We start from the raw sequence: 16,953 nt of genomic DNA, 5'->3' as shown, positions 1-16,953 counted from the left end.
TTTGAAATTTTTGAATCAAGTGACGCGTTAACCAAGCCTTGATCATCCTTATTTTTTTGAATAGCTAAATCCGTAAGCGCATCTTTATCATCTCCAGCTTTCTTGTTGTCAGTTATTGACTTATCTATGGATGCATTTTTTGTATCCTGTGCCGACTTATTATCATTGATCGCTTTATCTAGCGCTAAATCTTTGGCATCAGCCATCGATTTATTATCTGCAATAGACTTATCTAAAGCTTGATTTTTTGTATCCTGGGCTGATTTATTATCAGTAATAAACTTATCCAAAACAGCTTCTTTCTCATCGCTAGATTTCTTATTGTCGGCAATTGACTTTTCATGCTCTGAATCCTTATCAATAGAGCGTCTTCTTTCTGCTGAAACCTCATCACCTATACCATTCTCACGTCCAATAGCACGCTTTTTCTCATGATCAATTTCATCGTACACCGACTTCACAGTAGGGTACTTCGTATCTGACAATTTATCAGCGTTTAGATCTTTCGATTTGTTACTTAGATTTTCTTTATTGTTAATTTCCTCAGATAACGATTTACTCAAAGTTGTTTCCTCTACAAATTTTTTGACAGCCTTAACAGAAGGATATTTATCATCTGAACCAGCATCTTCTAAAACATTTAAAGACTTGTTAGAAATCTTTTCTTTCGTGTCCAACTCAATTTTTGTGGCATTACTGACCGGCTTCAAAGCATCAGACGTATTGTCAACATTGTTAATATCTAAATTCGTGCGCGCATCTAATTTAGTAGAAGCACCTGTACCACCGTTTGAAATACTTACTTGACCAGTTAGTTTTGAAGATGCCATTCCCGCAATTTTCGCATCAGTCACATTCCCATTCAGAATTTTATCTGTCGTAATCGCATCATTTTTGACCAAAGGAGCATCTGCTGATCCAGTTAAATCACCTGCCAGCTTGACCAAACCCGATGCAACATTTGATGCACTTGGTAACGTAATACTTGTTGGCTTCTCACCACCATCCAATGAAATAACTGTTCCATTAAGACCAATAGACTGCTTCTCAACGGTTAATGCATTTATCGTTGCATCAGCTACGAATTTTTTTACCGCCAAAACAGAGGGATATAAAGCTGAATTATTTTCATCTGCTTTAATTATGTCAGTCTTGTTCGAAGAATTCTCTTTACTTAATAAGCCTGGAACGGTTGGAGCGTCTGAAGTACCAGCCAAATCACCCTTCAGCCGAATCAAACCCGATGCATCTGACGAAGCTGTGGGTAAAGTCACACTTGACGGATTTCCTCCACCGGTCAACGAAATAACAGATCCGTTAAGACCTATGGACTGCTTTTCAACGGTCAACGCATTTATGGTTGCGTCGGCAACGAATTTTTTAACAGCTAAAACCGTAGGAAATAAATTTGGGTTGGATTCATCAGCCCTTATCTCAACTGATTTATTAGATTTCTCCTCTTTACTGGTAATTTGATCAGCCAAATTTTTCCCCAAAGTAGTTTCATCCACATATTTTTTGATGGCTTTGACAGTTGGATATTTATCCTCCGAATTAGCATCATTAACCACATTAGAGGATTTATTAGCCACATTTTCCTTGCCATCAATAATCAATTTCGTATCAATACTTAGTGCAGATTCCAAAACAAAAGTCTTTACAGCATCGACAGTTGGATAATTAACTCTAGGGTTGTTATCTGATTTAATATTTGTCGACTTATTTTGTTTTTCTTCTTTAGCATCAACGGAAGCTTGCAAGGCAATACCTAAAGTCGCTTGATCAACATAATCCTTAACAGCTTTTACTGATGGATATTTAATTGTACTTGATCGATCATTTTGAATACTGTTTGATTTATTTCCGTTATTCTCATAAGCAGGAAACATTTGTTCTATTTTAGATTTTGTATTCAATACTTCAACATTTGTCTTGGCAATCTCATTCGTAACAATTGCGTGGTTTGAATTAATTCGATTGCTCTGTTCTTCAATTTTATCACCTTGGCTTAAAATACTAGTTGATATTTCATTTATTTTTTTCGAGTTTTCATCCAAAGACTGGTTAACAATCAAAAATTTTGAAGTTACCTCTCTTTGATTTTGCTCAATTTTAGTTTTGACTGGATCTAAATCGGGCGGCACTAAAAATCCCACATCATTTTTAAAAAAGGATAACTCGGTAGGTGACTCACGCACATTTTTATAATCAACTGCCTCAGAATAAAGCGAATAAGCTGAATAATTAAATGGTTGAACACTTACGTTACTGAAATTTTTACCTGAATCGAAGCTAAGATCGACAGAAAGCTTTCTTAATTCAGAATCCCATTTAATAGCTTCAAAAGTCCGATAAGTAACACTTGTGGAATTTGTAGATAAACCACTTTGAGATTCACTATTACCCGAACCAATCGTTAAATTAATTAATCCAAACTCGTCCGTAGTAACGTTGTGATATTCAACATAGTCAACTTTACCTGCTTTTGACAAAACACAAAACCGCATAAAAACCTTTCCATTTTTTAATGGCTGGCCTGTCATAGGTGATCCCGGTATCTCAATAGGTTTGGGATCCATGATTACAGCTTGATAATTTAACCCCTTTGATTGCCCAAAAGATAAATAGGATAGAGTTAAAAAGAAGAATCCGAGTAATAGTTTTTTCATGATTTCAGAACTTGAAAGCAATTATTTTAAAATTTTAATACCAAAACTGATGGTACTTGTTTGGAAATTAAGCGTAGGTTTTCCGGATATTTCCGGATGCATCGTGCTCATTTGTTGGTAAGACAAAAAAGCATACAATCGATCATTCAACTTTTTTTGGAGCTGAGCTTCCAAACCAGCAAAAAACTGTAATCGAGAAAACTGGTCATCTTTTGTAAGGTCTAGAAAAGCATTACCTAACGCTTGATTTCCTTGAATGAGTTTATGAACAGCAAATCGACCCTTCAATAAAGCAGACCAATTTTTGTAAGTAGGAGAGTGGTATCCAAAACCACCCGACATGCCAACAAAATTTGTTTGGTATGAAAAAGCTATTCCTTGTTGGTCCCCTACTGCATTAATCTGATTCGTCTCAACTTGCACATCAAATTTTATTCGTGTTAAGGGACGAGCAAGCCATTGTCTTTGTGAAAAAAAAATGGCCATTCTACTTGTAGCCCCTTGATTGTTAGTTGTATCAAGTAACTGGAACTCAGAACCCAATTTAAAATGGGATCCAGAACCTCTTTTTAGAAAATCAATCGTGGCACCCTCTGAGTTTTTATACAAGTAAGTTGATACGTTTGTGCCAACAGACAGATTATAAGTTTGCGCATTCACTTCAATCACAGCGCCCAAAGAGCTAATAACTAAGCAAAACGAGACCGAATAGTACTTAAAAGAATTGATTAAATTTTTCATAATTTTTTCAGATAAGATTTAGAACAATCACTAAAGAGTTAAAGTAAATTCTAGACTTTATGCCTAGCTCAACTAAATTCGTGTTGAAGTAATTTTTAACTTTGTAGTAAATTAACTCTACAAACATACCTGGTTAAAAAAAGCCAATACATTACCATACAGGCTTTTTTAGGACTGAAATGAAATTTTAGTACACAAAGCCTCATTTGTTTAGATAGTTCAGAATGAATGTACTTGGAGTTATTGAATGGAGGTACAAAGAGAGTAGAGAGTAGAGAGTAGAGAGTAGAGAGTAAACTTATAATCTATTTTAAATATCAGTTTTTGCGCATATTAAAATTTGACTTTTGGTTAATATTGGAAAAAATAACCCCGATGAAATCTAAGTCAATTACAGAATCCAAATCTTTTGATTTTGCTTTAAAAATAAATCATCTTGATTTACAAGCATTTAATTACCAATAAAAATGAATACATAGTAAGCAAACAAATTTTAAGATCAGGCACCTCGATAGGTGCCAATGTGGCTGAGGCCATTGGTGGGTACTCTAAAAATGACTTTAAGTTTAAAATATCTTTGGCTTACAAAGAAGCTAAGGAAACAGAATATTGGTTAAAGCTTTTAGAAGCAAGCCAGTTTTTAACCACCCAGGAAACATTTGTATTATTGAAAGATGTAGACGAGCTTCTTAGATTACTAGGCTCCACACTACTAACTATAAATAAAGCAGCAACAAAATAGGCACTCTCTACTCTCTACTCTCTACTCTCTACTCTCTACTCTCTACTCTCTACTCTCTACTCTCTAATCTCTAAACAGAAATAGATTCCTGAGGAATACTTCTCAGATATTCAGATGGATTAAGCCCCGCTTTCTTTTTAAATGAGTTAATAAAATTCGAACGCGATAAAAAACCGCAGGAATATGCAATAGATTCTAATGTCAAGTTTTGAGCCTGACCTTGACTAATTAAACTCATCGCATGCTCAATCCGAGCGTCATTTTTCCAATCATTAAAATTTTTACCCAAGTAATTATTAAAATAAATAGTCAATTGATGATATGGAATATCTGTATCCCGAGAAATGGTTGACAAGGTAAATCCAGGCTGCAAAAAAGGCTTATCATTAAAATACTCAACCAACTTATTCGATATAACAGCATTGAAGTTATCTGGATCCGAGGATTGCATCAGTACCGATGAAATAGATTGATCATTTATAACTAGCCTTTCAGGTCTAAATTCCTTCAGTGGTGATCTACGCTTGTAATTAACATAAATAACACTTGGAAAAAAGAAAATAAGAACACTCGCTATCAATGAAAAGAATGTGGGAAAATACAACGCGTATTTAAAACTATCCGTTGAATCAATATTTTGAACATTCACCCAAGCATAAAAAGTTAAAATAGTTGAGAAAAACGTGTTTGTGATGGTAAAAAAGACTAGAATTGAAAACCAAGAAATTTTGGTGCGATTTTGCTCAATTTTATTTTTAAACTTCAACTCCTTTTTATACTTAAAAAAAATATTTGCCGCTGCTAAACAATAGCATAAACTGAAGAGGGGTCTTATAAAATACGTATACTTAGCTGAAAAAAGTAGTGTTTTGGTGTAGACTAGATCGCGATTGTTTAAGATAATTTGTTGAACGAAATGCAATTTTTCCTCATGGGACAATAGAAAATGAGGAATAAAATTTATGCAGGTAATGAGAACTGGAATGAAATGGAGCAAATCCTTCCATGTAAAAATTGGTGAACTATTTGGCTGCAAAGAATTTTTAACGTATAAATATATTAGTGGGAATGTTACCCAATAAAGTGGAAATACACTAGGAACTAATAAGCTTAAAAATTCTGGACGATTTTCAAAAAAAGGAAAATTAAAAGTGATAGCAAAAATACTAATTGAAAGATAAAATAGGCTTAAATAGATGTTTTCACGATTAGATGAAGTAATGTTAATGGTAACGACCACAAACACCAATAAACCAAAAACGGATACAATTTCAAACATGACAAAATATTATTTATAGAACAAGAAATAAAGTACTGAAGTATTAAAGTGCGTATGTTTGGGTTTTGTCTGTGCAAATCAAAGTAAATTCGAGCGTTACATGTGGATTAGCTCGCGTTTGTTTTGACTTGAAATTGGAAAATGAGTCAAAACAGAAGTACCAAAATAAAAATTGGGTACGAAAAGGGCTTGAAATAACCGCAAAATCAACGAATTGAAAAAATATGTTATAACAGTATAACATGTTATACGTGTTAGTACACTTAAAAAAAATAATTTTGGGGGTTCATTGAACAAAACCTACCCAACTAGTCACGTAAAAAAGATTTAAATACTTATGAAAGCTTTCGACACTCAGCTAAATACTCAGAGGGAGTTTTATTCCTCATTTTTTTAAAGGCATCAATGAAATTTGCCCGCGAGCGATACCCGCATTCAATAGATATTGATTCCAAGGTCAATACATTCGCTCTACCAGATTCAATTAATTCAATGGCATGATTAACGCGTAATCCATTTTTCCAATCATTAAAGGAAGTTCCGTAAGTAACCTTGATAAAATAAGAAACCTGGTGAACTGGAATTTTTAGCATTTCAGATAAATTAGTCATCGAAAATCCTGGCTCTAAATATACTTTACGATCAAGAATATCGATAAAAAGATTTTCGATATTCGGTATATCATATTTCAAAATTCCCTCTCCGCTACTTTCATTTGGAAAAATTTTATCTCGCAAGTGGTTTTTTTTGACCAATTGTAAAACAAAAAACTTTTGAAAAATAACCTTAGGATTAAATAAAGTTGAAAGTATAAAAAAAGCAAAAAAATACCTTGAGGTTAAAACCAAAGCATCTAAAGTTATGATTTCATTGAAATAAATATCAAATGCAGGATTGAATCTTATACCAATAAAAATAGACATCACAAAGTGACCTGTGAATGCAAATAGAAATACATGTAAAAAGTTAATTGTGTTAGACTCGCCTGATGAAATTTGAAACGCCTTTGAATTATTAAAACGCAAAAATAAAACCATACACAAAACCAAATAAGTAGAGGTTTGAAGAAATCGAAAAACCACATGTGCATAAAATGGTAAAAATAAAGTAGGAAGATTTATCCCAATCCCCGGATCTATTAAAAAATTCTTTATCAGATTACTTTTAAAAACCGGATCTACAAAAATATAGCTAGACCCATTTATAAAGAATAAAACAGCCGGTAAAAAATGTAAAAGGTGAATCTTTTTAAATTGAAAATCAGTGTTGAACAACCGAAGAAAATATAAATACATAAAAGGTCCAGCGGACATATTAAATAGTATTACATAGGGTTGAACCATTGCAACAAACCAGCGAAAATCAGGGGTAAATAAACTAAATGACGTTAATGAATAAACGGTATTACAAAAAAGAAATAATGAAAGGTAAAAATTAGCTCCATATTTTTCATCTCGATAGATAAAGATTACAACTGAAATTACAAATCCTAGGGTAACTAATAGATAAATCATGGAGAATAAAAAGCAATAAGTATCATAAATAAAATACTCTTTATTGCAATTAGCTCAATCTGAGCCCAATTCATTTGCACTCTTTTTGTAAATGAATATATGAAATTTGATTTAAGGTCTATATTTTCTTTCCACATGCTTCATCACATCCGATTTATAAAATAAAACCTCCTTAAACTTACCATCCGCATAATCTTGCGACTGATCAAAAAAGTGAGGTGAGGTCGGATCGCCTTGTTGGCCGCCGGCCAACAACGAATATGCCTTCACTTTCGAGCCAAACTCAACCGCACACACAAAAGAATTCCCATTCACACCATACCATTTTTTAGACCCCTGAAAAGGCCTACTCGTGTACGAAGGGAGCTGTCCCCACGCTGAAGACGTAAAAGGAACCGCAATACTAGGTTTGGCATCATCAAAAACGGGCATGTTGGCGATACGCTGAAAACGATTCATTTCTCCCCAGGTGACATTCCACCGACCGAAATCCCGCATAACATCCGCATATACAGCCTGCAATGCCTCCATAGTTTCAGTAGGACGATGATTCGCAGCGTAGTTTGTAAAATTTTGTACTGGATCCGTTTGGCCACCAAAGACGAAAGGCTTCGGGATTTTAGGTAACAATTTTAATCCCCAACGAACAGCTAAAGCTTGAGCAATCGATGAACTCCGTGCCTGATAATCCCAATGCCGTAAGGTATCCACTAATGGACGTAATGCCTCCACCGGTTGCGCATCAAAATCACGCATAAGGGCTGGAAGCAAAACTTGAAATGCAGCTAAATTTCGGTCATAACCTAATTTGATGAGCTCATGTAAATCCAATCGCTGCGCCTCACTAAATAAACGCACCGCATTTTTATCTCGAAAGTTTTCACCATCAGGTGCCATATAAACCGGGAAATTAGCCCGCTTGGGACTCGAGGTACCCGACACTGTAAATGGGGTCGAATTGCAATTCTGGATCCAAGCGGTCTCCGGATTCACCACCTGAACAATTTCGTTTAAAGCATGTAATCCTTTCCAATCATTAGACGATTTACTTCCATCTTGTACCAAACCCCAATCCACAGCAGGATCCCGCCGCGGAACATAGTTGCCATGCCAGTACGCAATATTGCCTTGATTGTCGGCATAAACCGTATTATTCGATGTATTAGCTCGCATCTCCATCACCTTCGTATAATCAGCAAGTCCCTTCGTTTTCGTGCGCAACCAGCTCTGCTCCAAACTTTTTAATGATCGGTTAAAGGAGCGTACTGAAATCCAGCGGCCATCCCGCGAAGCCATCACAGCACCTCGATGGGTATAAAATGCCTTTACAATACGTGGATTAGATTCGCCTTTCACACGCAATGAGATTTGCTTTTCTTTGATGTCCAACCAGCGGCCGTCTAGTTGATATTGATAACCTGTACCATGAACACGTGTCGTCTCTGCATACAAATCAGCCACATCCACCTCACTTGATGTATGCATCCAACCACCATAAGGGTTAAATCCTTGATAGATAAAAAACTGTCCCCACGTAACAGCTCCATAAACGTTCATTCCCGCTTCACTATTCATATGAACCTCTGGCCGAAAATAAAACGTAACGTGTGGATTAATGTATAGGAGCGAATGACCACTTTTTGATAGGGTAGGGCCAACCGCAAACCCATTCGATCCCATCAATTTTTCATCAGGTCCATGTGGTTTGACTTGTTTAAAAGCGACTGAAGAACGAATTTGATAGAATTTAGCGGCCTCCTCAGCTTGCACATCTCCAGTGGATATGGCCCCAATCGATCCATCCGTCCACAATAAAGGGAACCAAGGCTCAAAATGAGTCAATAAGGCAGGCTTCACCTTCGGATTTTTATATAAATAGTAATTGATCCCATCAGCATAGGCTTGTAACAAGGACTTTAACCAAACCGGACTTTGGGCATAATCCGCTTTCGCCTCCTCCGCATCGATAATCAAACGTATATACAAGTCATTCGCTACTTGTGACTCGCCTTTAACTTCAGCCATGCGCCCCAACTTCTCAATATAATTCATTTCGACACGTGAAAAATCATCTTCACATTGTGCATACAGTAGACCAAACACCGCATCCGCATCTGATTTGCCATAAATGTGGGGCACGCCGTAGGTATCGCGGAAGATTTCGACGCGAGATGCTTGGGATTTCCAACGAGCCTGATCGGCTGCAGATTGACTAAATAGGAGATGTGAAAGTAAAAAGAAACTCAGTACGTATTTGCTCATAAAGTAGTTGATTGAAATTAGGTTATTGAAAATTCGACAAAAGCCTGAAATTCTCCAACATAAACCTACAGATTAGTGCAAATTAATTCGACTTGTCTACTTATGTTTGTATTTAAGTTTAAACCTACCAACCTTGAAAAAATTTCTATACCTGTTTTTACTAGTCTTACCATTTATTTCCCCCGCACAAAATCGGTATAAAATTTCTGGACATGTAATCGACGCTGCTTCCCAAGCTCCTGTTCCTTTTTCAAGTATTCGGATTCAAAAATCAAAAACAACGCAAGTCATTTCGGGTGGAATCACCGACGAGAAAGGGCTATTTTCTTTTGATACTCCAGTTGGAATTTATGATGTACTCGTGGAGAGCATTGGTTTTGAAACAAAAAAAATAGAAAATGTATCCATTGATAAAGCCACCAACTTGGGTAAAATTGACGTAAAGCCCAGTTCTAAAACCCTCGAAGAAGTTACTGTTAAAGGCCAAAAAGCATCCATGGAGATGGGATTAGACCGCCGCATCTTTAATGTAGGCACAGACATTGCCAATAAAGGTGCGACCGCTGCCGAAATTTTAGGTAATCTACCCTCGATTCAAGTCAGTGGAGAAGGGGGAATTAGTTTACGTGGTAGCGATAATGTGCGTATATTGATTGATGGGAAACCGTCTACGCTCGTGGGCATCAACGGATCCTCCGGCCTAAGCTCCTTACAAGGTAATCTAATCGATAAAGTAGAAGTCATCACAAATCCATCTGCGCGCTATGAAGCAGAGGGTATGGCCGGTATTATTAACATTGTCCTAAAGAAAAATCAGAACCAAGGGTTTAATGGGGCGATTGAGACGACGACGGGTTATCCGGAGAATTTTGGTGCGACGGCGATTGTCAACTACCGAAAAAATAAATTAAACTTCTTTTTAAATTATGGGTTATTCTATCGTAGGACTCCAGGTAGAGGTAATATTTATCAGGAAGTGTATGCCAATGGGCAAACGAACTATTTGGAACAAACCTCTAAAAATAACGTTCGAGGTATGGTGAATAACATTCGCGGCGGAGCGGATTACTTTTTTAACGACAAAACAATCTTAACGGGTTCATATATCTTCAGAAGGACAGATGTGAAGCGTATTTCAGATTTCAATTACCGAGATTATAAATTGAGTAAGTTGAATTTATTCAGTATTACGGATCGCCAGCAGGTTGAATTGGAAGCTGAGCCAAATGCAGAATATGCTTTAACATTTAAAAAGAGCTTTGCGAAGAAGGGTAAAGAGTTTTCTGCCGACTTGCGTTACTTGGACTATTGGGAGCGTTCGGATCAAACGTATACCCAGGTAAGTAAGAAGGGTGATGGCTCCGCATTCCCGGAAAACGGTTTGGTTCAAAGGGCATTAAATGATGAATATGAACGGCAGTGGATTCTTCAGGTAGATTATGCTAATCCGGTGGGCAAAGAGGGTAAAATCGAAACGGGTTTACGAACTAGTTTTCGTGATATGACGAATGATTACATCGTTACCGAACAACAAGCTTCGGGAGAATTTACAACGATACCAGGCTTGGAAAACATATTTGTGTACCAAGAAAACATCACGGCAGCTTATGCGATATATGGAAATAAAGTAAACCAATTCTCGTATCAAGTCGGTATTCGTGGGGAGAACACAGATATTCAAACAGAATTACTGCAGACCAAAGAAAAGAATCCGCGTAAGTATGCGAATCTATTTCCAAGTGCCCATGTAAATTATTTGATCTCCAAAGACAATTCCTTGCAACTAGGATATTCACGTAGGGTCCGTAGACCTACGTACAACGACCTTAGTCCTTTCGTTACCTTATCGGATAATCGAAACTTCTTTTCGGGTAACCCCAATTTAAATCCTGAGTTTACGGATTCCTATGATTTGGGCCATTTAAAATATTTTGATCAGGGCAGTATTAGTTCTTCAATCTATTATCGAAATACAACGGGTAAAATTGATCGGATCCGTTCAGTGGATGCGAATGGATTTTCGCGGACTTTACCAGAGAATTTTGCGAACCAACAATCCATGGGGGTTGAAGTTACGAGTTCATTGAATTTAGCCAAAGCCTATAAGGCAGATATTAGTTTAAATGCATTTAGGGCGATTACAGATGCGACAAACGTGAATGCAGCTTACCAAAGCGATACATATTCATGGTTTGTTCGACATACATCACGCATAAAATTAAATTCAGGGGTGGACGTTCAAATACGGGCAAATTACGAGGCGCCCCAACAAACTCCGCAAGGAACACGAGGAGAAATTGCGTGGATGGACCTTTCTGCTTCTAGAGACATTATGAAAGGAAATGGAACCTTAAGTTTAAACGTGTTGGACTTATTTAGTTCGCGAATTAATCGGAATGAAACAATGGGTGAAGGATTCTACACGAAAGGTAGATTTCAAGGCCGACTGACCCAAGTGAATCTAACTTTTAATTACCGATTTAAAACCACGAAGCAAGCCGCTAAACAGCGACGCAGCATGATGGATGAAGAAAATTAATTAACGCTATGAAAAAAACTAAAATTATCGCGGGTAGTTTACTGGCTTTCGCAGTTTGGGGTTGTACAAGCGCATTAGAAAAACAAACCTATCAAGTCATTTTAGAAGATCAAGATCAAATTGCCGAGCGTGCACAAGCCGCCAAAGAAAAATTACCCATCAAGTTGACGTCTGGAATGACTATTACGCGCTGGGCATCGGACAGTTTAGCACCCGATCCTGTAGCCATTGACATTGATGATCAGGGAGCTGTTTATTTAAATAGTGCAAATCGTGGTAAGGTTTCTGAATTTGACATTCGTGGGCATCGTGATTGGATGACTGAGTCGATTGGCTTTCAAACGGTAGAAGATCGCAGGGCCTTTTTGCGTAGGACATTTGCCCCAGAGAACAGTGAGAAGAATGCATGGCTTCCTGATTTAAATGGAGACGGCATACATGATTGGCATGACTTAACGGTCGAAAAAGAAGAAATCTGGAAGTTGGAGGATAAAAATGGTGACGGCTATGCAGATCAGGGAACGCGCATTTTAAACCAATTCAACGAAGAAGTTACGGATGTCGCGGGTGGCCTACTCGTACGTAAAAATGATGCGTTTGTGGCCGTTGGGCCTGATTTATGGCGCTTAGACAATACACATAAGAAGGGCCTTTGGACCAATGCTAAATCTATTGCTACAGGTTTTGCGGTACATATTGGTTTTGGTGGACATGGGATGTCTAGTGTGATTGAGGGTCCTGATGGAAAAATCTATTGGCAGATTGGTGACATTGGCGCTAATATAACGACGGTAGATGGTCGAAATTTGGCTAATCCAAATTCAGGTGTTTTAGTTCGCTCTAATGCAGACGGTACGGATTTTGAAATTGTTGCTTCGGGTATTAGAAATACACACGAATTTGTATTTGATCACTATGGAAATATCATTAGTTCAGACAATGATGGTGACCATCCAGGTGAAAGCGAGCGATTAGTGCATATTGTTGAGGGAGCGGATATTGGTTGGCGCTCCAACTGGCAATATGGAAAGTACACGGATCCAAAGAATAATTTGTACAAAGTGTGGATGGATGAGAAATTATATATTCCTCGTTGGGAAGGGCAAGCAGCCTACATCATTCCACCGATTCGGAATTTCCACAATGGACCTACGGGGATGATTTACAATCCAGGTACTGCGTTAGGTAAAAAGTGGTTAAACAAATTCTTCTTAGTTGAATTTGTGGGCAACGTGAATAACTCACACATTTGGTCGTTTGATTTAAAGCCAAAGGGCGCTTCGTTTGATTTCAAATCTGAGGTTGATGTGGTGAGTGGTATTTTACCTACAGGTATTCGTTTTGGTCCAGAGGGCGCATTATACGTTGCGGATTGGGTTACGGGCTGGGATATTAAAAATTATGGCCGTGTTTGGAAGATAGATGTGGACCAAAAATCGAATGATTTGGAAGTGGAGCGTGCAACGACAAAAGCCAACATTCAGATGGATTATTCCAAGGCTGGCGTAGCTCAATTAGCAAGTTTATTAGCTTATGAAGATATGCGCGTTCGCCAAAAGGCACAATTTGAATTAGTCGCGCGTGAGCAGGCTGTGGAATTATGGAAGGCGATTGAGCAAAAAGAAAACCAATTAGCGCGTGTGCATGGCATTTGGGGGATTGGTCAATTGGCAGCCAAAAACAATGCTATAGCGGCTAATTTAGTGCCTTATTTATCAGATTCGGATGTAGAAATTCAAGCGCAGGTATTGAAGGTAATTGGGGATGTGCGTTATATAGGTGTCGAAAAAGAGCTTATTGCGGCATTGGGATCCGTTTCACCGCGCGTTCAATTCTTTGCAGCTCAGGCATTGGGACGTACGCAAGCGGCTTCAGCAATTCCGGGTTTATTGAAATTGATTGAGCAAAATAAAGATGAGGATGTATACATCCGCCATGCGGCCGTGTTAGCGTTAAGTCGGATTGGTCAAGTGGAGCCGATGGCGGCTTTGGCTACATCATCGAATCGTTCGTTGCGCATTGCGGCGGTTTTGGTGTTAAGACGTTTAGCTAGTCCAGAGGTAGCACGATTCTTAAGTGATTCAGATATGTATATTGTGGCGGAAGCGGCACGAGCGATTCATGATGATTTGTCTATTCCTGCGGCTTTGCCTGCTTTGGCAGCTACATTAAATAATGCTTCCATTACTTCAGAAGTAATTATTCGTCGGGCGATTAATGCCTGCTTGCGAGTGGGAACAGCGAAAGAAATTGATTTGTTAGTTGCTTATGTACAGCGCACTAACATTCCGGATGCGATGCGTGCGGAAGCGATTGCGACCTTGGGTACCTGGGGTGACCCATCGGTATTAGACCGCGTAGATGGTCGGCATCGTGGTAAATTGGACCGCAATGCACAAGATGTAGTTACTAAGATTCAGCCTATCATTCCCACATTCATTCGCAGTAAGAATACAGAAGTATTGAATGCAACGGGCCAATTAGTAGCCGAATTGGGGATTAAAGATGTAGCGGCTGAACAGACACAGTTGTTTATAAATCATCCAACTGCGAAAGTTCGGGGTGGGCAATTGACGTCCTTGATCAGATTAAAGGATACGAATTTGCCTTTACTTATTCAAAAGGGAATGGAAGATGCAGATCGTTCTGTGCGCAGTTTAGCGATGGGATCTTTGGATAAGATAGCGATTTCAAAAGCGCAATTGCCTGTTGTGGTGCAACCAATTTTTGAAAAAGGAACTGTTATTGAACAGCAACAAGTATTGCAGAGTATGGCCAAAATGGATCCCGCGAATACATCGGAGGTATTGCAAGATTTAATTGCGCGCATGTTGCAGGGTAAATTACCTGCTGGAATTAAATTAGACTTAATGGAAGCGGTGGAAGCGACAAAAGAGGAAAAATTGGTTGCTCAATTAGATGCATTGAAAACCAAAGGGACGTTAACAGATGAGTTCAAAGAGGCCTTATTTGGTGGAAACATTCAGGCGGGTAATTTTATTTTCAATCGCAACCAAACGGCACAATGTGTGCGGTGTCACATTGCTGGTGGTGAAGGTGGAAATGTAGGTCCATCGTTAAAGGGGATAGCTAGTAAGTTGACGCGCGAACAATTATTGCAAGCATTAATTGAGCCAAGTGCACGGATTGCTCCAGGTTATGGAACGATCTCCTTGAAATTAACAGATGGAGAAGAAGTTAGTGGATCTGTAATTTCTGAAACGGATCAGGAAATTCAGTTGAAGACAAGTGAGGCGGAGCCGTTGCGTATCGCGGTGAGCCGGATTAAATCACGTGAAAATTATCCTTCATCGATGCCAGCGATGGGCTCGATGTTGAGTAAGCGAGAGATTCGTGATGTAGTTGAATATTTGACTTCGTTGAAATAGTCGAAAGTAATTGAATGGTAAACATTGCCAAACCTAGACGGTTTGGCAATATTTGTTTATGGGGATATCAACTAATTAAATTAAAAATTCTTATGACAGGTTAGACAAAGTTTTATATAAAAGGGCTTAGCTTATATCTACATGGATACGGTATTTTTGTGAATCCAAATTCAGTACGAAACTCAGCAAAACTCAAGTGCTTTATTCATATATATCTGCCCATGAAAAATCATAATTTAGATCCTAAGGATGGTTTTGCGGGCTTAAAAGAAAATTTCATTCAGGATGCAAGTTCGGGATTCATTGTATTTTTATTGGCCTTACCCTTAAGTCTGGGAATTGCCAAGGCGTCAGAGTTTCCACCCATTATGGGTTTAATCACCGCAATCATTGGCGGAATGGTCGTCAGTTTTTTTGCCGGATCACGCTTGACTATCAAAGGCCCTGCTGCAGGTTTAATTGTTATCGTCGCAGGTGCTGTAAATGAATTTGGCGGTGGAGAAACGGGATGGCACTTAGCTTTAGGTGCTATGGTGATCGCAGGTTTGGTTCAAATCCTTTTTGGGGTTTTTAAGCTTGGAAAACTGATGGATTTCTTTCCCTTAGCCGCTATACATGGCATGTTGGCATCTATCGGATTAATCATCATTGGAAAGCAAATTCCGGTTTTATTAGATGTTAATCCTGCATTAAGCCAAGGGAAAGGCCCAATCGCGTTGTTTGCATCCATACCCGAATTTGTATTGAACTGGGATCCCAAGTCAACAGGAATTGGTATAATTAGCTTAGTTATCATGACGGGTTGGCCATTAATCAAACACCAAATCATCAAAAAAATTCCTGCTCCATTGGTGGTATTAGCGATCGCCATTCCAGCTGAACTACTACTAGATTTTCAAACAACTGAACCCAAATATGCACTAGTTCATGTCGGAAATTTACTAGACAATATCAAACTGAATGTAAGTTTTCAAGGGGTTACACAAACGGCAACCTTTATTAAATATGTACTTATGTTTGCGCTCATTGGCTCGCTCGAATCTTTATTAACCGTAAAGGCCATGGATATGTTGGATCCATTTAATCGTAAATCCAATGCAAATAAAGACCTAATCGCTATTGGAATCGGGAACACGCTAGTCGCTTTTTTAGGCGGATTACCGATGATTTCAGAGGTCGCACGCTCCTCGGCAAATATAACGAATGGAGCCAAAACAAGATGGGCTAATTTTTTTCATGGATTTTTCATTCTGATTTGTGTACTCATGGCATCTGATTTGATCGAATTGATCCCTAATGCGGCTTTGGCGGCCATGTTGATTACCGTTGGGATTAAATTAGCGCATCCCAAAGAGTTCATGCGCACGTTTGAAAAAGGCAAAGAGCAGTTATTAATCTTTATGGTAACCATTATATTCACCCTAACTGTGGATTTACTGGTTGGAATTGTAGCTGGTATTTTAATTGAAGTTTTAGTTAATCTTTTGAATGGAAAGCCTTTAGGTTCCATATTCAAAGCACCTACGGAGGTTTCCTTTACAGGTGATGCCTACTTGGTTGAGATTTCAGATGCGGCTGTATTTACAAATTTCCTGGGTATTAAGCGAAAGTTAGAAGCCATTCCACCTGCTTTCCAAGTGACCATTGATTTATCTAAAACGCAATTAGTTGATCACTCCGTGATGGAAAATTTAGAGCATTTCAAAAACGATTATGAGCGCGAGGGAGGAACGGTCACTATTGTGGGATTAGAAGAACATCAAGCCGTTTCTAGTCATAAAGCGGCTGCACATAAGCGCATAAAGTAGTTTCTATTTT

General features: G+C 38.3%; 9 protein-coding genes. 4 read left to right on the top strand and 5 right to left on the bottom strand.

Going from position 1 to position 16,953, the window contains the following annotated elements; translation table 11 throughout:
- Both AC1W6K_RS10905 and AC1W6K_RS10900 read right to left on the bottom strand, forming a co-directional pair.
- A partial coding sequence (locus AC1W6K_RS10905) for a hypothetical protein (RefSeq protein WP_481947511.1) occupies nt 1-2,669 on the bottom strand: 2,669 nt, incomplete at its 3' end.
- Nucleotides 2,670-2,690: 21 nt separating this feature from the next.
- Nucleotides 2,691-3,410: a hypothetical protein gene (locus AC1W6K_RS10900; protein ID WP_481947510.1), complete on the bottom strand. Its 720-nt coding sequence runs from the start codon at nt 3,408-3,410 to the stop codon at nt 2,691-2,693.
- Between the two features lie 436 nt (nt 3,411-3,846).
- Between AC1W6K_RS10900 and AC1W6K_RS10895 the strand changes: the two genes are divergently transcribed.
- Nucleotides 3,847-4,152 (top strand): four helix bundle protein, encoded by a 306-nt coding sequence (locus AC1W6K_RS10895; RefSeq protein ID WP_481947509.1) that lies wholly within the window; start codon nt 3,847-3,849, stop codon nt 4,150-4,152.
- Nucleotides 4,153-4,222: 70 nt separating this feature from the next.
- On the opposite strand, the gene AC1W6K_RS10890 is transcribed toward AC1W6K_RS10895, so the two are convergent.
- The 3 genes from AC1W6K_RS10890 to AC1W6K_RS10880 form a co-directional block, all read right to left on the bottom strand.
- Nucleotides 4,223-5,431: a helix-turn-helix domain-containing protein gene (locus tag AC1W6K_RS10890; protein ID WP_481947508.1), complete on the bottom strand. Its 1,209-nt coding sequence runs from the start codon at nt 5,429-5,431 to the stop codon at nt 4,223-4,225.
- A gap of 335 nt (nt 5,432-5,766) precedes the next feature.
- Complete coding sequence (locus AC1W6K_RS10885; protein ID WP_481947507.1) at nt 5,767-6,945, bottom strand: helix-turn-helix domain-containing protein; 1,179 nt, start codon at nt 6,943-6,945, stop codon at nt 5,767-5,769.
- 111 nt (nt 6,946-7,056) lie between these two features.
- Entirely contained in the window at nt 7,057-9,207 is a 2,151-nt protein-coding gene (locus AC1W6K_RS10880) for a penicillin acylase family protein (protein ID WP_481947506.1), read from the bottom strand.
- Between the two features lie 133 nt (nt 9,208-9,340).
- On the opposite strand from AC1W6K_RS10880, the gene AC1W6K_RS10875 reads away from it, so the two are divergent.
- From AC1W6K_RS10875 to AC1W6K_RS10865, 3 genes are all read left to right on the top strand, one after another.
- Entirely contained in the window at nt 9,341-11,746 is a 2,406-nt protein-coding gene (locus tag AC1W6K_RS10875; RefSeq protein WP_481947505.1) for a TonB-dependent receptor, read from the top strand.
- 8 nt (nt 11,747-11,754) lie between these two features.
- The gene (locus tag AC1W6K_RS10870; protein ID WP_481947504.1) at nt 11,755-15,135 is read left to right on the top strand and encodes a HEAT repeat domain-containing protein; all 3,381 of its coding nucleotides are present in this window, start codon (nt 11,755-11,757) and stop codon (nt 15,133-15,135) included.
- 221 nt (nt 15,136-15,356) lie between these two features.
- Entirely contained in the window at nt 15,357-16,943 is a 1,587-nt protein-coding gene (locus tag AC1W6K_RS10865; RefSeq protein WP_481947503.1) for a SulP family inorganic anion transporter, read from the top strand.
- Nucleotides 16,944-16,953: the final 10 nt, after the last annotated feature.

The organism is Aquirufa sp., from assembly GCF_964796385.1.
Note: the sequence above shows the minus strand (reverse complement) of the source record. Positions and strands in the feature narration are given on the sequence as shown.